The sequence below is a fragment of the Kiloniellales bacterium genome (assembly GCA_030066685.1).
In the GTDB taxonomy this organism is placed as follows: Bacteria; Pseudomonadota; Alphaproteobacteria; order Kiloniellales; family JAKSBE01; genus JAKSBE01.
Genome location: JASJBF010000008.1, coordinates 28,736 through 47,333 on the forward strand (window position 1 = coordinate 28,736; position 18,598 = coordinate 47,333).

General features: G+C 67.8%; 17 protein-coding genes. 2 read left to right on the forward strand and 15 right to left on the reverse strand.

The window, feature by feature from the left end:
* Nucleotides 1-21: 21 nt before the first annotated feature.
* From QNJ30_07080 to QNJ30_07100, 5 genes are all read right to left on the reverse strand, one after another.
* Nucleotides 22-1,695: a formate--tetrahydrofolate ligase gene (locus tag QNJ30_07080; GenBank protein ID MDJ0943208.1), complete on the reverse strand. Its 1,674-nt coding sequence runs from the start codon at nucleotides 1,693-1,695 to the stop codon at nucleotides 22-24.
* Between the two features lie 81 nt (nucleotides 1,696-1,776).
* Nucleotides 1,777-2,691 carry a methionyl-tRNA formyltransferase gene (locus QNJ30_07085; protein MDJ0943209.1) on the reverse strand — a complete coding sequence of 305 codons (915 nt, stop codon included), beginning with the start codon at nucleotides 2,689-2,691 and terminating at the stop codon, nucleotides 1,777-1,779.
* A gap of 48 nt (nucleotides 2,692-2,739) precedes the next feature.
* Nucleotides 2,740-4,014 (reverse strand): formyl-CoA transferase, encoded by a 1,275-nt coding sequence (frc, locus tag QNJ30_07090; GenBank protein ID MDJ0943210.1) that lies wholly within the window; start codon nucleotides 4,012-4,014, stop codon nucleotides 2,740-2,742.
* A gap of 43 nt (nucleotides 4,015-4,057) precedes the next feature.
* Nucleotides 4,058-5,803 carry an oxalyl-CoA decarboxylase gene (gene oxc, locus QNJ30_07095; GenBank protein MDJ0943211.1) on the reverse strand — a complete coding sequence of 582 codons (1,746 nt, stop codon included), beginning with the start codon at nucleotides 5,801-5,803 and terminating at the stop codon, nucleotides 4,058-4,060.
* 108 nt (nucleotides 5,804-5,911) lie between these two features.
* Nucleotides 5,912-6,601, reverse strand: a complete 690-nt coding sequence (locus QNJ30_07100) for a GntR family transcriptional regulator (GenBank protein MDJ0943212.1) — start codon at nucleotides 6,599-6,601, stop codon at nucleotides 5,912-5,914.
* 173 nt (nucleotides 6,602-6,774) lie between these two features.
* Here QNJ30_07100 and QNJ30_07105 point away from each other — a divergent pair, with 173 nt between their 5' ends.
* A complete protein-coding gene (locus QNJ30_07105; protein MDJ0943213.1) occupies nucleotides 6,775-7,434 on the forward strand; it encodes a tetratricopeptide repeat protein in 660 nt (219 codons plus the stop codon).
* Here the strand turns inward: QNJ30_07105 and QNJ30_07110 are convergent.
* The 7 genes from QNJ30_07110 to QNJ30_07140 all read right to left on the reverse strand — a co-directional run bounded on the left by QNJ30_07110 (nucleotide 7,419) and on the right by QNJ30_07140 (nucleotide 14,944).
* Nucleotides 7,419-8,114, reverse strand: coding sequence for a hypothetical protein (locus QNJ30_07110; GenBank protein MDJ0943214.1), 696 nt, complete (start codon nucleotides 8,112-8,114; stop codon nucleotides 7,419-7,421). The two genes, QNJ30_07105 and QNJ30_07110, sit on opposite strands and share 16 nt — an antisense overlap.
* Nucleotides 8,080-8,994, reverse strand: a complete 915-nt coding sequence (locus QNJ30_07115; protein ID MDJ0943215.1) for an ABC transporter permease — start codon at nucleotides 8,992-8,994, stop codon at nucleotides 8,080-8,082. The genes QNJ30_07110 and QNJ30_07115 overlap by 35 nt, the downstream gene beginning before the upstream one ends.
* A 40-nt stretch (nucleotides 8,995-9,034) precedes the next feature.
* A complete protein-coding gene (locus QNJ30_07120; GenBank protein MDJ0943216.1) occupies nucleotides 9,035-10,072 on the reverse strand; it encodes an ABC transporter permease subunit in 1,038 nt (345 codons plus the stop codon).
* Nucleotides 10,065-11,123 carry an ABC transporter ATP-binding protein gene (locus QNJ30_07125; GenBank protein MDJ0943217.1) on the reverse strand — a complete coding sequence of 353 codons (1,059 nt, stop codon included), beginning with the start codon at nucleotides 11,121-11,123 and terminating at the stop codon, nucleotides 10,065-10,067. The genes QNJ30_07120 and QNJ30_07125 overlap by 8 nt, the downstream gene beginning before the upstream one ends.
* A gap of 193 nt (nucleotides 11,124-11,316) precedes the next feature.
* Complete coding sequence (locus QNJ30_07130) at nucleotides 11,317-12,456, reverse strand: extracellular solute-binding protein (protein MDJ0943218.1); 1,140 nt, start codon at nucleotides 12,454-12,456, stop codon at nucleotides 11,317-11,319.
* A gap of 189 nt (nucleotides 12,457-12,645) precedes the next feature.
* Nucleotides 12,646-14,136, reverse strand: coding sequence for an FGGY-family carbohydrate kinase (locus tag QNJ30_07135; GenBank protein MDJ0943219.1), 1,491 nt, complete (start codon nucleotides 14,134-14,136; stop codon nucleotides 12,646-12,648).
* 37 nt (nucleotides 14,137-14,173) lie between these two features.
* Complete coding sequence (locus QNJ30_07140; GenBank protein ID MDJ0943220.1) at nucleotides 14,174-14,944, reverse strand: class II aldolase/adducin family protein; 771 nt, start codon at nucleotides 14,942-14,944, stop codon at nucleotides 14,174-14,176.
* A 71-nt stretch (nucleotides 14,945-15,015) separates the two neighbouring features.
* On the opposite strand from QNJ30_07140, the gene QNJ30_07145 reads away from it, so the two are divergent.
* Entirely contained in the window at nucleotides 15,016-16,413 is a 1,398-nt protein-coding gene (locus tag QNJ30_07145; GenBank protein ID MDJ0943221.1) for a hypothetical protein, read from the forward strand.
* Here the strand turns inward: QNJ30_07145 and QNJ30_07150 are convergent.
* The 3 genes from QNJ30_07150 to QNJ30_07160 are packed head-to-tail and all read right to left on the reverse strand — an operon-like array spanning nucleotide 16,400 to nucleotide 18,486.
* A complete protein-coding gene (locus QNJ30_07150) occupies nucleotides 16,400-16,846 on the reverse strand; it encodes an RbsD/FucU domain-containing protein (GenBank protein ID MDJ0943222.1) in 447 nt (148 codons plus the stop codon). The genes QNJ30_07145 and QNJ30_07150 overlap by 14 nt on opposite strands.
* Nucleotides 16,847-16,861: 15 nt before the next feature.
* Complete coding sequence (locus tag QNJ30_07155) at nucleotides 16,862-17,476, reverse strand: dihydroxyacetone kinase subunit L (protein MDJ0943223.1); 615 nt, start codon at nucleotides 17,474-17,476, stop codon at nucleotides 16,862-16,864.
* 11 nt (nucleotides 17,477-17,487) lie between these two features.
* Nucleotides 17,488-18,486, reverse strand: coding sequence for a dihydroxyacetone kinase subunit DhaK (locus QNJ30_07160; GenBank protein ID MDJ0943224.1), 999 nt, complete (start codon nucleotides 18,484-18,486; stop codon nucleotides 17,488-17,490).
* Between the last annotated feature and the right edge of the window lie 112 nt (nucleotides 18,487-18,598).

Genomic DNA, 18,598 nt, shown 5'->3' on the forward strand with positions numbered 1-18,598 from the left:
AAGACCTTGCTTCGGCCGGGTCTAAAAGAGCCCCTCGATCTCACCCGCCTCGTTAAGGTGGATCGCCTCCGCCGCCGGCACCCGCGGCAGGCCCGGCATGGTCATGATGTCGCCGGTGATGGCGACGACGAACTCGGCGCCGGCCGACAGCCTGACCTCCCGTACGTTGACCTCGTGGCCCTCGGGCGCGCCCTTCAGGTTCGGATCGGTCGAGAAGCTGTACTGGGTCTTGGCCATGCAGACCGGAAAGTGGCCGTAACCGGCCTTCTCCCAGTCCGCGAGCTGGTTCCTGACCTTGCCGTCGGCGTTCACTGCCACGGCCCCGTAGAGCTTGGTCGCTACGGCCTCGATCTTCTCGAAGAGCGGCAGGTCGTCGGGGTAGAGCGGCTGGAAGTCCGCCTGGCCCGATTCCGCGAGCTCGACCACGTGCCGGGCCAGGGCCTCGGTGCCGGCCGAGCCGTCGGCCCAGTGCGAGGCCAGGATCGCATTGGCACCGAAGGAGCCGGCGGTCTCGCGCACGGCTTCCAGCTCGGCCTCGGTGTCGGAGATGAACTGGTTGATCGCGACCACCGCCGGCACGCCGAAGGAGGTGACGTTCCGGATGTGCCGGGCCAGGTTCTCGCAGCCGGCCTTGACCGCCGCGACGTTCTCCTTGCCCAGGTCCGTCTTGCCGACGCCGCCGTGCATCTTCAGCGCCCGCACGGTGGCGACGATGACCGCGGCCGCCGGCTTGAGCCCGGCCTTGCGGCACTTGATGTCGAAGAACTTCTCGGCCCCCAGGTCGGCGCCGAAGCCGGCCTCGGTCACCACGTAGTCGGCCAGCTTGAGCGCCGCCTTGGTCGCGGTCACCGAGTTGCAGCCGTGGGCGATGTTGGCGAAGGGCCCGCCGTGCACGAAGGCGGGGTTGTTTTCCAGGGTCTGCACCAGGTTCGGCATCAGGGCGTCCTTCAGCAGGACCGCCATGGGGCCGGGCGCCTTGAGCGCCGAGGCGCGGATCGGCTGCCGCTCGCGGGTGTAGCCGACGACGATGTTGCCGATGCGCTGGGTCAGGTCGTCCAGGTCGTTGGCCAGGCAGAAGATCGCCATGATCTCGGAGGCCACGGTGATGTCGTAGCCGTCCTCGCGCGGGAAGCCGTTGGCGACGCCGCCCAGGTTGCAGACGATGGACCTGAGCGCGCGGTCGTTCATGTCGACCACCCGGCGCCAGGCGACGCGGCGGGAATCGAAGCCCAGGGCGTTGCCCCAGTAGATGTGGTTGTCGATCATCGCCGACAGCAGGTTGTGTGCCGTCGAGATGGCGTGGAAGTCGCCGGTGAAATGGAGGTTGATGTCCTCCATCGGCACGACCTGGGCGTAGCCGCCGCCCGCCGCGCCGCCCTTCATGCCGAAGCAGGGGCCGAGCGAGGGCTCCCGGATGCAGATCGCCGCCTTCTTGCCGATCTTGTTAAGGCCGTCGCCGAGGCCCACCGTGGTCGTGGTCTTGCCTTCGCCGGCCGGGGTCGGGGTGATCGCCGTGACCAGGATCAGCCTGCCGTCCTCGCGGCCCTGCAGCGACTTGATAAAGTCGTAGGAAACCTTGGCCTTGTGCGGACCGTACTGCAGCAGGTGCTCGGCGGGGATGTCGATCTTGGCGCCGACCTCGGCAACCGGCTGCATCGACGCTTCGCGGGCGATCTCGATGTCGCTCTTTGGCATGGCCTTCCCCTCGTCCTTTTCTGTCTGCGGCGGGTATGCAGGCGATGCCGATTTCCGCCGTTCCTGATGGTTCGGCGCCCCTCAGCCGCCAAAGCGGCTTCCGACCTCGACGCCGGCCGCAGCCGCGAACTCGCTGGCCGCGATCTTGCCAGCACCCGCCGGCCGCACTTTCTTGACCAGAATGGCGCCCTCGGCTGCGGCCACGGCGACACCTTCCTCGGAGACCGCGACAACGTCACCGGGGCTGCCCGAGGCCGCGACCTTGGCGGAGTCGAAGATCTTGACCTCCTGGCCGTTCAAGGTGGTCCAGGCGCCGGGCTGGGGATTGGTGCCGCGGATCAGGTTGTAGACCTCGTCGACCGGCTTGGACCAGTCGATCTCGGCGTCGGCCTTGCGGCACCAGCTCTCGTAGGTCGCCTTGCCGTGGTCCTGCACCCTGCGCGGCGCCTTGCCATCGCGCACCAGGTCCAGGGACTCCAGCATGGCCGCGACGCCCATCGGGAAGAGATGATTGAAGTAGAGGCTGCCCAGGGTGTCGTCGGGGCCGATCTCGACCTCTTTCTGCAGCAGCACCGGGCCTTCGTCCAAGCCCTCGTCCGGCCAGAAGATGGTCAGGCCGGTCTTGGTCTCTCCCATGATGATCGGCCAGTTGATCGAGCTCGGGCCGCGGTGCAGGGGCAGCAGGGAGGGGTGATACTGGAAGGTCCCCAGGCGCGGGATGTCGAGCACGTTCTGCGGCACGAAGAGGGTCACGTAGGCCATGATGCAGACGTCGGCGTCGAAGCCCTGCATCAGCTCCGCCGCCTCCTCGGTCTTCCAGGACGCGGGCTGGTGCAGGGGCAGGCCCTTCTCCAGCGCGAAGGTCTTCAAGGGATCCTCCGGCCGGCCTTCCTTGTCCGGCGCGCAGAACACGCCGACCACGTTCTCCCCGCGCTCGATCAGGGCTTCGAGGACGGCCTTGCCGAAGGCTTGTTGGCCGTGGACGACGATGCGCATGGTGCTTCCTTCCCCTGTCGGATCTCTGGCTCTTGGCGGTTTGCCTCGTCACTCGGCCGCTTGCGCCGTAGGTGCGCCGATGGCACCCGATTCACGGATGCTCTCGACCTCTTCGTCGCTGTAGCCGAGGACTTCGCTCAGGATCTCCTCGGTATGCTCGCCGAGCAGGGGCGAGCGGACCACCTCGGCCGGCGAGTCGGAGAGCTTGATCGGGTTGCCGACGGTCAGATACTTGCCGCGGGTCGGGTGGTCGACCTCGACGATGGTCCCGGTCGCGCGCAGGCTCGGCTCCTCGGCCAGCTCCTTCATCGACAGGATCGGCCCGCAAGGGATGTTCAGCGGGTTGCAGGCCTCCATGACCTCGAACTTGGTCTTGGTCTTGGTCCACTCCTCGATGGTGTCGAAGATCTGCGGAATCTTGTCGAGCCGGGCCTCGGGCTTGGCGTAGTCCGGGTCGTCCTTCCACTCGGGCTTGCCGATCAGATCGCAGATGTTGCCCCAGACCGCGGCCTGGGTGATGAAGTAGACATAGGCGTTGGGGTCGCTCTCCCAGCCCTTGCACTTGACGATCCAGCCCGGCTGGCCGCCGCCGGAATCGTTGCCGGCCCGCGGCGTGGCGTCTCCGAAGGGGATCCCCTGGCCATACTGGCTGTACTCCTTCAGCGGCCCGTGCTGCAGGCGTTGCTGGTCGCGCAGCTTCACCCGACAGAGGTTGAGGACGCCGTCCTGCATGGCCGCCAGGACCTTCTGGCCGCGGCCCGACTTCTCGCGCTGGAAGAGGGCGGTGACGATGCCGAGGGCCAGGTGCAGACCGGTGCCGGAGTCGCCGATCTGGGCGCCGCTGACCGTGGGCGGACCGTCGAGGAAGCCGGTGGTCGAGGCGCCGCCGCCGGTGCACTGGGCGACGTTCTCGTAGACCTTGCAGTCCTCGTAGGGCCCTGGCCCGAAGCCCTTGACCGAGGCGTAGATCATCCGCGGGTTCAGTTCCTGGATCCGCTCCCACCCGAAGCCCATGCGATCGAGCGCGCCAGGGGCGAAGTTCTCGACAAGGACGTCGCAGGACTTGACCAAGCGCTCCAGGACCTCCTTGCCTGTTACGTTCTTGGTGTTGAGCGTGAGCGAACGCTTGTTGTGGTTCAGCATCGTGAAGTAGAGGCTGTCGACATCCGGGATGTCGCGGAGCTGACCGCGGGTTGCGTCGCCGACGCCGGGGCGCTCCACCTTGATCACGTCGGCGCCGAACCACGCCAGCAGCTGCGTGCAGGTCGGCCCGGACTGGACGTGCGTGAAATCCAGGATACGAACACCTTCAAGAGCTTTCATCGCATGCTCCTGTGATTGACTGGGTTGACCCGGCGGAGCCGGCCTACTTCTTGGACACCACGCTCTGGGGGTTGAGATTGCCGATGCGGCCGCTTTCGGTGCCGGCGTTCTCGTCGATGACGGCGTTGACCAGCGAGGGCTTCCCGGAGTCCATGGCCTCGTTCACGGCACGGCGCAGCTCGTCCGGAGAGGTGGCGTAGTAGCCCTTGCCGCCGAAGGCCTCTATCATCTTGTCGTAGCGGGCGTCCTTGACGAAGACCGTGGTCGCGACATCCGGGCCGCCGGCGGGATTGACGTCCGAGCCGCGGTAGATGCCGCCGTTGTTGAAGACCACCACGCAGATCGGCAGGTCGTAGCGGCAGATGGTCTCGACCTCCATGCCGGAGAAGCCAAAGGCGCTATCGCCCTCGACCGCCAGCACGGGGTGCCCGGTCTCCACGGCGGCGGCGATGGCCTGTCCCATACCGATGCCCATGACGCCCCAGGTGCCGACGTCCAGGCGCTTCCTCGGCTTGTGCATGTCTATGATGCTGCGGGCGAAGTCGAGGGTGTTGGCGCCCTCGTTGACCAGGATCGCGTCGGGGCGCTCGGCGATGACGCCGCGCAGGACGCCCAACGCGCCGTGAAAGTCCATCGGCACGTTGTTGTTCTGCAGCTTCGGCGCCATGCGCTCGATGTTGGCCTGCTTCTTAGCCTCGACGGCGCCGGTCCAATCGGCCGGCGGCGGGGCCCAGCCCGCCTCCATGCCCTCGAGCAGGGCGGAGACGCAGGAGCCGACGTCGCCGACCAGGGGCGCGGCGATCTCGACGTTGCTGTCCATCTCCTTTGGCTCGATGTCGATCTGGACGAAGCGCTTGGGCTGGCCGCCCCAGGTCTTGCCCTTGCCGTGCGAAAGCAGCCAGTTGAGCCGGGTGCCGATCATCAGGACGACGTCGGACTCCTTCAGCACCAGGGAGCGCGCCGGCCCTGCCGACTGCGGGTGCGTGTCGGGCAGAAGGCCCTTGGCCATGCTCATCGGCAGGAAGGGAAAGCCGCTCTTCTCCACGAGCGCGCGAATCTCCGCGTCGGCCTGGGCATAGGCGGCGCCCTTGCCGAGGATGATGAGCGGCCGCTCGGCGCGCTTCAGGACCTCGAGCGCGCGCTGGACCGCGTCCGGCGCCGGCAGCTGCCGCGGCGCCGGGTCGTTCACCTTGACCAGGGATTGGCGTCCGGCCTCGGCGTCCATGACCTGGCCAAGCAGATTGGCGGGGAGGTCGAGATAGACGCCCCCCGGCCGGCCGGACAGGGCGGAGCGAATGGCCCGCGCGATGCCGATGCCGATGTCCTGGGCGTGGAGGACGCGGTAGGCCGCCTTGCAGAGGGGCTTGGCGATGGCCAGCTGGTCCATCTCCTCGTAGTCGCCCTGTTGCAGGTCGACGATCTCGCGCTCGGAGGAGCCGCTGATCAGGATCATCGGATAGCAGTTGGTGGTGGCATGGGCGAGCGCGGTCAGACCGTTGAGAAATCCGGGCGCCGACACGGTCATGCAGACGCCGGGCTTCTTCGTCAGGAAGCCGGCGATGGCGGCCGCATAGCCGGCGTGCTGTTCATGCCGGAAGGACAAGACACGCATGCCGGCGGCCTGCATGTAGCGGCCCAGATCGGTGATCGGGATTCCGGGCACATTGTAGATCGTTTTGATGTCGTTGAGCTGGAGCGCATCGATGACGAGGTGGAACCCGTCCGTCAGCGAGCCCGGTTCGGCGGCTTCCTTGGTCTCGGCCTCAACGCTTTGTGCGATTGCCGACATTTCAATCTTCTCCCCAATACCCTGGCGGCAGCACATCGGCTGGCCGTCTTGTTGTCTGCCGTGGCCCCGAGACGGAGCGCCGCGCGTTGCGGCGACCCCCGGCACGACTCAGTCCAGATAGTCCACGTTCTCTTCGATGTGCTTCGCGAGGTTCATGGTGTGCTCGCGGACCAGCCGTTCGGCCAGCTCCGCGTCGCGGGCTTCCAGCGCCTCGATGATGTGCATGTGATCGATGATCGAGCGCTTGGCGCGGTCCTTTTCGCCGATGGTCCGGGCCCGGATGCCCTTCATGTGCAGGAACAGGCCTTCGGCCGTCTCCTTGAGCAGCGCGCAGCCGCTCATCTCGAGGATCGCCTGGTGGAAGTCGATGTTGCGGTCGGAGTACTCGTCCATCCGGGCCTGGATCTGACCGTTCTCGAAGGTGGCGAAGAGCTTGCGCAGCGAGGCGATCCTTTCGTCCGACGCGGTCTCGGTAATCAGCCGTGCGGCCATGCTTTCCAGCGCCGCCCAGACCGTGATCATCTCGAGGATCTCTTTCTTGGTCTTGCGCACGATGAAGACCCCGCGCCGGGGGATCACGGTGACCAGGCCCTCCTGCTCGAGCCGGGCGAGCGCCTCGCGGATCGGCGTCCGGCTGATGCCGAGCTGCTCGGATAGCTGGCGCTCGTCCAGCTTGAGCTGGGCATCGTCGGCATAGATGTTCATCGAGGTGATGCCCTCCTTGAGCACGTCATAGATGTGCTCCTTCAGGCTGAATCGGGCCTCGATGGGTTGAACCACAAGCTGTCGCGGCATCATGCTGCTATCACCCTAGGACCGAGGTATCCAGGGCATCCTGCCCGGACCCGCCATTCGCTCGATTGCTGTGGTATACCATAGCCCAAGTACCACAGCACGGCAACCGTATTCGCCGCCGCGGCGCGGACCCGCGGCTTGCCAGATCGTGCCGCCTTCGTCCAAGCTGGCCTGCCATGGCAGCGCAGAAGACATCGCCGCAGGGCCTCGCAGCGGCCGATCTGGACCGTCTGGCGGCGGAAGCCCGGGCGGCCCTCTCGAAGGGCCGCTGGACCAAGGCCGAGACGGCCTTGCGGGACCTGATCGCGAGGCTGCCGGCGCCCCAGGCCTCGCTGCTCTACAACCTCGGCCTGGTGCTGAAACGCCAGGGCCGGCTGGAAGAGGCCCTGGCCGCCCTCGACGAGGCCTTGGCGCTGGACCCAGGGCATGCCAAGGCCCGTTTCGAGCGGGCCGCCGCCCTTGTGGACCTGGAGGACTTCGCCGCCGCCTACGGCGGCTTCGCGACCTACCTCGAGGCCGCGCCGGAAGACCCGGACGCCCTGCTCAACGCCGCGCGCTTGGCGTTGAGGCTCGGAAGGGGCAAGGCCGCTTCGGTTCACGCCGAAGCCCTGGAACGGCAGAGCCCGGAGGATCCCGCGACGCTCTTGCTGCTGGCCGAGGTCGCCGCCGAGCGCGGCGAACAGGAGACCGCTGCACGGCATTTTGGGAGAGTCCTGCATAAGGGTTCGCCTGAGCTGCGTGCCGCGGCCTTGGCTGCCATGACCCAGCGTCCGAAAGGCCGGATCCCACTCGCCCTCGACCGGCTCATGTATCCGGGAGATCAGTCGGCCCGGTAGCGCTTGCGATAGGCGCCGGGATCGGCCTTCAGGGCCTCCTGCACCTCCAGGTGCTGCGCCAGCTCGGCCTCGTCGAAGCTTGCGAAGTCGAGCTCCAGCGCTTCGCGCGGCACCGGGAAGGCCTGGGCGACCGGGGTGCCCTTGGGCAGGCGCCCCTCGAAACCGGGGTCGGTCCAAAGCGCCGGGAAGTGCACGAAGCCGCCGGCGAAGTGGTCGCAGTCGACCCGGCCGGTCAGGGTCCGGAAGGGCAGGTCCTCGCGGTTGAACGGATGGGTGAAGAGCATGGCCCAGCCCTCGGGCAGGGTGACCGACCAGAAGTTGGTGAACTTGACCACGAAGTGCCCGGGGTCGCCGAAGGGCGCGCCGGCGAGCTGCTCGGGCAAGTGAACCCCCAGGGGCGAGCGGCTGAGGCGGCTGTGCTCCAGCAGCGGCAGCTCGCTGTCCCAGGCGAAGACGCCGTCCGCGATGCGCAGCTCGGCGGCCAGCGGCATCAGCACGCCGTGGCGCAGGGCGTCGAGGAAAGGCGGGCACTGCTTGACGCTGCGGACCTTGGCGCCGAGCAGAGCGCTCTCGGCTTCGGCCGGCATCCGCTTCAGCCAGTCCGGCAGCCCCTCCGCGGCCGGCTTCGGCCGCGGCAGGTGGGGCTCAAGCTCGGGCAGGCAGCGGAACCGGAGTCTCATCACCCTCTAAACCACGGCGCTTGGCCGCAAGCCGGGCCTGGCGGTCCATCGCCCGCAGCTCGAGCTCGATCGCCAGGGTACGCTTGCGCTCCCGCTCGCGATAGTAGGCATAGAGCGTGGCGGCGACCACCGTCAGGACCACGAAGATCACCCCGATCACGTTGATCACCGGCGACAGGCCGAAACGGAAGCGCGAGCCGATCTCGGTCACCAGGGTCCAGTCGCCGCCGATGGCGAAGACCGTGGTGTTGTAGTTCTCGATCGATTGCAGAAAGGCGATCACCGCGGCGGTCGCGATGGTCGGATAGAGGAAGGGCAGGGTGATCCGCCGGAACACGAGCAGGTTCGACCCGCCCAGGTCCAGGGCGGCCTCCTCCAGGACCCGGTCCTGGCGCTGCAGGCGCGCCATGAACAGCAGCATGGAATAGGAGGCGATGAAGGAGGACTGGGCCAGCACGGTCAGTAAGAGGCCGCCCGGGACGTCGAAGTTGCGCCAGAAGATCAGGGTCGAGATGCCCAGGATGATTCCCGGGGTCAGGATCGGCGAGACCAGGGCGGCGTAGAGCAGCCCGGTCCAGCGCGACTGCAGCCGGGTCAGGATGAAGGCCCCGGCCAGGCCCAGGGGCAGGGAGATGACGATCACGCCCAGCGCCACCACGACGGTGTTCTGCAGGCCGATCAGGATCCGGTCGTCCTCGGCCAGGGCGCCGAACCACTTGAGGGTCCAGCCTCGCCACTGGGTCACCGAGGGATAGTCGTAGGCGTTGAAGGCGGCCAGGGACATCACGATCAGCGGCGCGAACATGTAGAGGAAGAAGACCGCGAGGTAGCCGTTCAGGATCGCCTGGGCGACCCGGCTCTCGCTGCTCTCTGCGCTCATGTTGCAGCTCCCAAGCGGCCCGGTGTGAATTGGTCCGGAATCACTTGGCGATGTCCCGGATCCCCACCTTGAAGATCGCCATCATCAGGAAGATGAAGATGATGCAGGCGATCAGCAGGGTGAAGGAGTAGGCGGCGCCGACGTTCCAGTTGAAGCTCTCGAAGAACTGCCGATAGATCAGCTGCGAGAACCAGTCGCCCGACTTGCCCCGGGTCATGATCTGCGGCACCGCGTAGGAGCCGGCGGAGAGCATGAAGGTCATGATGCAGCCGACCGCGATGCCCGGCTTGGCGTGGGGAATCACCACCCGCCGGTGGGTCAGCCAGATCGAGCCGCCGAGGTCCTTGGCCGCCTCGATCTGGTTGCGGTCCAGGGTCTCCAGGGTGTTGTAGATCGGGAAGACCATGAACAGGATGTAGGCGTAGATCATGGCCACGAAGACCGAGCCCGAGTACTCCAGGAAGGGCACCCAGCTCTTGGCCTCGAAGGAGACGAAGCCGAGCCAGGCGAGGAAGGAGTTGATGACCCCCTGGTAGTCCAGGATCATCAGCCAGGCGTAGACCCGCAGCAGCTCGTTGATGGCGTAGGGGATGGTCAACCCCAGCAGCAGCAGCGCCGCCTTGCCCGGTGTCGAGAGATGCGCCACCGCGTAGGCGATGGGGTAGCAGACCACCAGCGCCAGCAGGGTCACCAGGGCCGCATAGGCGATGGTCTTGACGAAGATGTTGAAGTGCAGCCCCGACATCTTGGTGTAGTTCTGCAGGCCGTAGACCTTGGGCGGGTCCTGCTCCTGCGCCTCGAGCTCGACGATCTCGGCCTCCAGACGGCCGATGGTCGCCTCCAGCTCGGCCCTCTTCTCCGGGGCCAGGTCGTTGGCGAGGTCGAACTTGGCGGTCTCCAGCTCGGTGTAGGCGCGGTCGATGCGCAGGGAGATCTCGTTGCCGCGTTCCTTCGACCAGAGCGACTGCTCCAGCATCATGGCCTGCGGCACGATGACCAGGACCGCGAGCCAGACGACGGTCAGGCCGACGAAGAGGCCGGTCAGGCCGCGACCGTAGCTGCGCAGCAGGTCATTCATCGGCCAGGTCTCCGGCCCGCAGGACCAGCGCGTCCTCGGCGCGGAAGCCGACCTTCTGGCGCCCGGCGAACTGGGCCGGCATCTCGGCGGAGTTGGTCACGTGCATGGTCAGCGGCAGGCCCTGGGCGTTGAGGAACATGTTGACGAAGGGCCCTTCCAGCTCGCGGCCCTCGACCTCGGCCTCGAGCTGGTTGCCGAGCCTGCCCTCGCGCTCCTGGCGGACCAGGCCGAGGCGCTCCGGCCGGACGAAGATCATCGCGCTGTCGCCGACGCCGAGACCGTCGCCGTTGAGACCTAGGAAGCGGCCCAGCGGGGTCTCGACCTGGGCCATGCCGTCGTCGAGCCCCGCGACCTTGCCGCGGAAGACGTTCTGCTGGCCGACGAAGGTGGCGACAAAGGGCGTCCTGGGGTTTAGGTAGATCTCGTCGGCGGTCCCGATCTGCTCGACTCGGCCGTGGTTCATCACCGCGACCCGGTCCGACATGGTCAGGGCCTCGCCCTGGTCGTGGGTGATGAAGACGAAGGTGACGCCGGTCTTGCGCTGGATCTCCCGAAGCTCGCTGCGCATGTGCTGGCGCAGCTTGAGGTCGAGCGCCGACAGGGGCTCGTCAAGCAGCAGCACCGAGGGCTCGACCGCCAGAGCCCGGGCGACGGCGACCCGCTGGCGCTGGCCGCCGGACAGCTCGGTCGGCTTCTTGCCGCCCTGCCCGGCGAGGTCGACCAGCGCAAGCAGCTCCTCGGCGCGCTTGCGCCGCGCCGCCTTGTCGACGCCGCGGGCCTCCAGGCCGAAGGCCACGTTCTCCCAGACCGTCATCAGGGGGAAGAGCGCCAGGTTCTGGAAGATCAGGGCGGTCGGACGGTTATTGGGGCCGCGACCGCGCATGTCCGCGCCGCCGATCAGGATCTGGCCCTCGGAGGGCTCGATGAAGCCCGAGATCATCCTGAGGATGGTGGTCTTGCCGCAGCCCGAGGGCCCGAGGATTGAGAAGAACTCCCCGGCTTCGATCTCGAGCTGGCTGCGGTGGACAGCCGTGAAATCGCCGAAGCGCATCACGGTGTCGCGGAGCTCGACGTCTTTCCCGTGCATGATCGCCCTCGTCTCCCGATGCGCCGCCCCGGAACCGAGGCTCAGCGGCCTGAAATCCCCCTGGCGCCGACCGACGGCCGACGGAAAGGGCTGGGGCCGCCGATTCAGGCCCGGTGGCGGGTAGGGCCCGGCAGCGTGACGCCGCCGGGCCGTCCGCTCAGGCGTTGGTGATCTTCTCGACGTATTCCTGGCGTACGGGGGCGAACCAGGGCGTATCCGACTGCCACCACCAGAGGTTGGCCAGGTTGTCCTCGTTGTAGATCTGGTTGAACTGCGCCTTGAACTCCTCGCCGGCGTGGTTCTCGGCGCCCTTGACGCAGGAGTTGTAGCCGGTGTTGGCGGCGAACATGCCCGCCATCTGCGGGTCGAGCATGGCATTGATGAAGGCGTGCGCCTGGTCCAGGTTCTCGGCGCCGACCGGGATGCCCATGGAATCCATCCAGGTGATGCCGCCCTCCTTGGGCATGCGGTACTTGTACTTGGCGTCCTGGCGGTTCAGCAGGATCCCGGTGGTGTCCCAGGTCTGGCCGACCGTGCAGCCGGCGTCGGTGAAGGCCGCGGTCGCCTCGGTCGCGTTGTTCCAGAAGGCGCCGATCTTCTCCTTGTTCTCGATCACGAACTTGGCGCAGGCGTCCCAGACCCGGCGGGCGTCCTCCTCGGTCTTGTAGACGTCGAGCATGCGGTCGGTCTTGATCTGGCCGATCGACTCGAGGTAGAGCCCGACGCCCATGATCACCGATTTTTGGCGGAAGGCGACCTGCTTGTTGAGCCCTTCGGCCCAAAGGGTGCCGTAGGAGACCTCTGCGTCGGAGAGGTCGTGGACCTCGGAGTTGAAGGTAATGGCCTCGGTGCCCCAATCGAAGGGCAGCAGGTAGCGCTTGCCGCGCTTGACCGCGCCGAGCTTGATCGAGTCGCGCAGCATCGAGGGGATGACCTGGTCGACCTTCAGCTTGCTCTCGTCCAGCGGCGCCAGCCAGGAGCCGCCCGGGGCGTTGCTGTCGTCGTAGTTCGAGCGGTTGGTGACCGAGGGGAAGATGACGTCGAAGCCCTTGCCGCCGGCGGCGCGCAGCTTGTTCTCGGCCTCGTCGTTAGAGCCGAAGGTCGAAAGGTTGATCTTGATTCCGCTGTCCTTTTCGAAACGCTCGATCATGTTCTTCTGGACGTAATCGCCCCAGGCGAAGACGTTGACCTGGCCCGAAGACGCGAGCGCGTCTTGGGCCCTGAGCACGAAGGGTGCGGCGATGGCGGCGCCGGTGGCGGCGGCGCCCTTCAAGATGGTGCGACGGGTAACCCGCATGTTGTCCTCCCCGAGAGTTGTTTAGGAACCGCTTGTCTGTCTTGCGCGGATAGACGGCGATAATAACAGCTTGATGAGTCCTTGATGACAGAATTGTTTCATCCCGCTGCCAAGTTGTAGATTTCACTTTATAGTTGTGACGCTGGCCCTGCGCGCGGTGGCAGGGCGCCTGGACTCCCAGATGGGTGTCTAGCCCGCCTCGCGGGCCGCCTTCAACGCGCCGTAGAGTGCCTGGTATTGCGGGTAGATCGCTCGGTAGCGGTCGCTTTGCTTGGGATCCGGCTCGATCGTGCGACTCGTCCTGACCATGGCCTTGGCGCCCTCCTCGATCGAGGCGAAACGGCCCGCACCATAGGCGGCGAGCACGGCGCAGCCCAGGGCCGGCGCGTCGGGTACCTCGGTCAATTCCAACGGGGCGCCAATGGTGTTGGCATGGATCTGCAGCCACAGCGGCGAGTTGGTTGCGCCGCCGGCGACCACGATCCGCTTGGCCGCAAAGGCTTCGCCGAAGTTGTCGACGATCAGCCGCGTGCCCAAGCAGATGCCTTCCAGGATCGCGCGAAAGACGTGGGCGGCGGTGTGCTTCAGGGTGAGCCCGGTGATCGCACCGCGGGACAGCGGGTCGGTGTAGGGCGTCCGGTTGCCCTGGAAGTGGTCCAGGACCCGCAGGCCCTCGGCGCCCGGGGCGATCTCCCGCGCCGCCCGGTTGAGGTCTTCGAAGCTGGTCTCGGCCGCGAAGTGGCGCTTGAACCAGGCGATGACCGAACCGGTCGAGGTCTGTCCCCCCTCGATGATCGGTTTGCCCGGATAGACCGCGTCCATGTAGGTGCCCCAGACCCCGGGCTTGTGCACCGGTTCGCTACAAACGCCGAGCTGAAGGTGCGAGGAGCCGGTGATCAGTGCCATCTCGCCGGGCTCCGTCACGCCTAGGCCGATCATACCGATGAAGGCATCGGCGCCACCCTGCACGACCGGCGTCCCGGGGTTGAGGCCCAGGTGCGCCGCCGCCTCCTGGGTCAGGCCGTCGATCACGTCGCCGGGCCGAATCGCCGGTTGCGGCCATTTCTCCTGCAGCGCCTCCAGCCCGAGGCTGGCGAGCAGCGAAGCCGGCGCACCCTGGTTGTTCTGATAGTGCCAACGCACGGACATGTTGTTCAGCGAGCCGGCCCAGCGCCCAGTCAAGCGCAGGTTGAGATAGTCCTGATACTCGCCGATCCGCGCCGCCCGATCGAAGAGTTCCGGCTGGTTGCGCCGAATCCATAGCGCCTTGGGCAGCATCCACTCGGCGGAGACTGGGCCGGCACCCGCCCCGTTCACCCGCAGCGCGGGATCGCCGCTGGCGGCCACCGCCTCGGCCTCCTTGGCGGCGCGCACGTCCATCCAGATCATCGCCGGTCGCAGCGGCTTGCCCTCGGCGTCGAGCGCAACGACGGAACAGCAGGTCGTGTCGACACAGATCGCCAGCACCTCGGTTGCGCCGATTCCTGCAGCGGACAGTGCGCCGCGCACGGAGGCGCCCAGCGCCCGCCACCAGTCCTCGGGGTTCTGCTCGGCCCACGCCGGTTGTGGAAACCTCGTCTCGTAGGCCGTTGCGTGGGAGGCCTTGGGTCGGCCCTCCAAATCGAAAACGAAGGCCCGCAGGCTCTCCGTGCCACCGTCGACACCGATCACGTAGGCCATATCCCCACTCCTTCTGCTTCTCGGCGCGTCCTTGCCTTCAGGCGCGTCTGGCTTTGTTCCCCTTTCGGCCCCCCTTGGCGGGCGGGTTCCGCCGGATCGGCGCCTCGACGGCCGGGGCGTCGCCCTCTTTCAGCTCGTCGCTCTGCTTGCCGTAGGTCTTGAAGCGGGCCAGCACCCGCTTCATCTCGGCGCCGCTCAGAATCTTCGGCGTCCCGGCCTGGCAGGCGATGAAGTACTGCGCGCAAAGGGTCTCGACCTCGCCGGCCAGCCACAGGGCCTTCTCGAGGCTGGGTCCGAAGCAGATCATGCCGTGGTTGGCCAGCAGGCAGGCCGTACGGTCCTGCAGCGCCTTCAGCATGGTCTTGGACAGGGCCTCGGTGCCGAAGGTGGCGTAGTCCGAGCAGCGCAGGCTCGGGCCTCCGGTCACCCCAATCATGTAGTGGAAGGCCGGCACCTCGATCCGCAACGACGCCAGCGCCGTGGCGTGGATGGAATGTGTGTGGACCACGGCCTGCGCCTCCGGCCGCGCCTTGTAGATGTCGAGGTGCATGCGCCATTCCGACGACGGCAGCCAGTCGCCGCGGTAGCCGCCGTCCAGGTCCATGGCAACGATCTGCTTCGGCCTGGTTTGCTCGTAGGGGATCCCGGAAGGCGTGATCAGAAAGCCCTCGGGCGTGCGGGCGCTGACATTGCCTGAGGTGCCCTGGTTGATGCCCAGGGCGTTCATCTCGAGGCAGGTGTCGATGATGGCGCGGCGCAGCTTCGAATGCTCGGGGCTGGACGTAGCCTTGGAGCCTTTGCCGGGCATGGGCTTCACCTCGGGGCGCAAGCGGTTATGCTGCCGGCTTTCTGGCACCGCAGGCGGGAGGGGGCAAGGTCGTGATCCAGAGCGAAGCCCGCGGCATCGCCGTCCTCGACGTCGGCTCGACCAATACCCGGCTCATGCTCTTCGGCAGCCAGGGGCAAGTGGTGGCCGAGGCGCGCCGTGCCAGCCCTCATCTTCCCGGGCCGCCCTATGCCGCGCTCGATCCCGAGCCGCTGCTCGACTTGGCGGCCGAGGCCCTGCCGGCCTTCGACCGCCGGCTGCCGGTCGACGCCGTGGTGCCCTGCGCCCACGGCTCGGCGCTGGCCTGTCTCGACGCCGAGGGTGAACTCGCCCTGCCGGTGATGGACTACGAAGCCGAGCCGCCGCCGGAGGTCCTCGAGGCCTATGCCCGGGTCGCACCGGCCTTCGCCGAGGTCTTCGCGCCGACCAACCCCATGGCGCTGACCCTCGGACTTCAGCTCTTCTGGCAGGAAATGGTCTTGGCCGAGGCCTTCGCCCGGGTCGCGAGCATCCTGCCTTGGGGCCAGTACTTCGCCCTGCGCCTCGGCGGCCGGGCGGTCAGCGAGGTCACGGCCCTGGGCGCCCAGACCCATCTCTGGGACGTCCGGGGACGGCGCTTCTCCAGCCTGGCCCGGGCGCGGGGTTGGGACCGGCGCTTCGCCCCACCAACCAGGGCCTGGGAGACGGTCGGACTCCTGGACCCGCGGTTCCGCGGCGACGGCTTCCGCGGGCAGGGCCGAGTGCTGGCCGGGATCCATGACTCCAATGCCAACTACCTGCGTTACCTGGCCGCCGGGCTGGCGCCCTTCACCCTGCTCTCGAGCGGGACCTGGATCATCGGCTTCGACACCGAGACCGACATCGCCGGGCTCGACCCGCAGCGCGACACCGCGACCAACTCCGACGTGTTCGGCCGGCCAGTCGCCTGCTGCCGCTTCATGGGTGGTCGGGAGTGGGAAGTCCTGGCCGAGGGCGCTCCCGCCGTGGCGGCGACGCCGGCCGCGGTGCAGGATCTCGTCGCCCGCGGCAGCACGGCGCTGCCGTCCTTCACCGATAGCGGCGGGCCCATGCCGGGCAGCGGCGGCCGCGGCCGGCTCGAGGGGCCGCCGCCTCAGGGGCCGGCGGAGCGGGCCGCGCTGGCTGCGCTCTACTGCGCCTTGATGACGGCGGAATCCCTCGATGCCGTCGGCTCGCGGAGCCGCATCCTGGTCGATGGGCCCTTCGCCGAGAACGCAGCCTTTCTCGGCTTGCTCGCCGCCCTGCGGCCGGGGCAAGGCCTCTTCGCGTCGCGGGCGGGCGAGGGGACTGCGGCCGGTGCGGCGCTGCTCGCCTTGATGACGTCGGACGGGGGCCTCCCGGAGATCGGTATCGAGCTGAGCGAAGTCCGGCCCTTGGACGTCGCCGGCCTGGGAGACTACCGGGACGCCTGGCGCCGGCTCAGTCAAAGATGACGCCCTTCTTCAGGAGGAAACAGCCGTAGGGCCGGGCCTCGGTGGTCTGGACCACGGCGTAGCCCTCGCGCGCCTCGGCGTAGAAGGCGTGGCGCTCGAGCGAGCCCATGGCGATCTCGCGGCCTTCCGCCTCCCGGGCCACCGCCAGGACCTCCTGGTGCACCTCGAGCTGGGTCTCCGGCTCGCCGACCACCTCCATGCGCCGGATCGGCGCCTCGACGAAGCTGTCGAGGGGATAGAGCGCGAGAATGGCGCGCGCGGCCTGGGTGCAGTCGGCCCCGTCGAGCCGGATCAGCTTGCCGGAGGCCGTGTGCCGGGCCACGGAGGCGGCCGGGAAGTTGCGGTCGACCAGGACCAAGTCGTCGCCGTGGCCCATGGACTCCAGGACCCACAGCAGCTCCGCGCCGACGATCGGCGATATGCCTTTCAGCATGGCGGATCTCCCCTTCTAATCGTCCGGCCGGGTCAGGCCATCCAAGAGGCGCCGGAAGGCCAGCATGCCCGGGTCGTCGAGGCCGATCGATTTCTCGCCGAACATGCGTGCCCGGCCCAGCTTGTTCGGCCGATCCCGGAAGCTGTCGAGGGCCTCGCCGGTGGCGCGGTCAGCGGCGGCCAGGATTTCGGTCGGACTGTCCAGGCCTTGCGTCGCCGCTGCGACCGCGTCGACGGCATCGAGCAGGCTCTTGTCGCCCAGGCTGCCGCGCCCGCGGGCGATCATGGCGTCACGGGCGCTGGCGAGCAGGCCCGAGACCTCGTGCCATTCGGCTTCGCGCCGGCCCTTGGTGGCCTTGGCCGCGCTCATCAAGGCCGTGGCCACCAGGGTGCCAAAGGACGAAGAGGAGACCCGCTGAAAGGCCTTGGCGCAGGCGAGGAAAGCCTGGCCCAGGTCCTCGGGCAACTCCGCCGCATCATTCGCCACCTCGCGCCAGCCCTTGGAGACGGTGATCCCGAGGTCGCCGTCGCCCAGCTTGGCGTCCTGGCCGTTCAGCTCTTCGGCCGCGGCCTCGGCCTTGTCCGCGATGGCCGCCGCGGCGCGGCGCAAATGCTCGCAGGTAAAGCCCATGATTCCGACCGTCAGGTGACGGTCCAGAAGCCGCAGTGGCAGGGCGCCTTGAGCAACCGCTCCAGCTCGTCGTCGAGCCGGCAGAGCGTCAGGGTCGCGCCGGTCATCTCCATGGAGGTGGCGTAGCGCCCGACCAGCGGCATGACGATCGCGGCGCCAACGTCGGTGAGACGCGACCTGGCCCGGCGATACATGATGTAAAGCTCCTCCGGCGGCGTGGCGCCCAGCGAGTTGACCAGGATCGAGACCTTGTCCCCGGCGACCAATGGCCGGTCGGCCAGCAGACGGTCCATCATCTCGTCGACGATGGCATCGGCCGGCTTGAGGGCGTCGCGCCAGATCCCGGGCTCGCCGTGGATGCCCATGCCCATTTCCATCTCGCCGGGTCCAAGCTCGAAGGTCGGCTTGCCGGCCTGGGGCACGGTGCAGGGGGTCAGCGCCATGCCGATGGAGCGGCAGGCGTCGGCGGTCTTCTGCGCGACCCGGGTGACCTCTTCCAGGCTGGCCATCTCCTCGGCCAGGGCGCCGGCGGTCTTGAAGGCGTAGACCATGCCGGCCACGCCGCGGCGCTTCTCCGCCTCCTCGGGCGGCGCCGAGACGATGTCGTCGGCCAGTAGGACGGTCGTCGCCTCGATGTCGTCCTCCAGCTCGACCATCTCGCCGGCCATGTCGAAGTTCATGACGTCGCCGCCGTAGTTGCCGTAGAGCCGCAGGATGCCGACGCCGCCGTGGGCCAGGCGCATCGCGGCGGCCATCTGCTCGGCCGAGGGCGAGGCGAAGACGTCACCGATGGCCGCGGCATCGAGCAGGCCGGTCCCGACGTAGCCGGTGAAGACGGGCAGGTGGCCCGAGCCGCCGCCGGTGACGATGCCGACCTTGCCGGCCTTAGCTCCCCCGGCACGCGCGATTACCCGCGGCTCCGGCTGTGCGTAGATCTCAGGATGCGCCGCGACCAGGCCATCCAGCATTTCGTCGACGTAGTCGGCTGGATCGTTGAGGATCTTCTTCATTCCTTGCCTCTCCTTTAGGGCCGAGAACCCAACCGCCAAAGTGACTGCTCTCACTCACTGCTGTCATTGCCGGGCTTGACCCGGCAATCCAAGGCCTCCTCGGTGTCCGTCG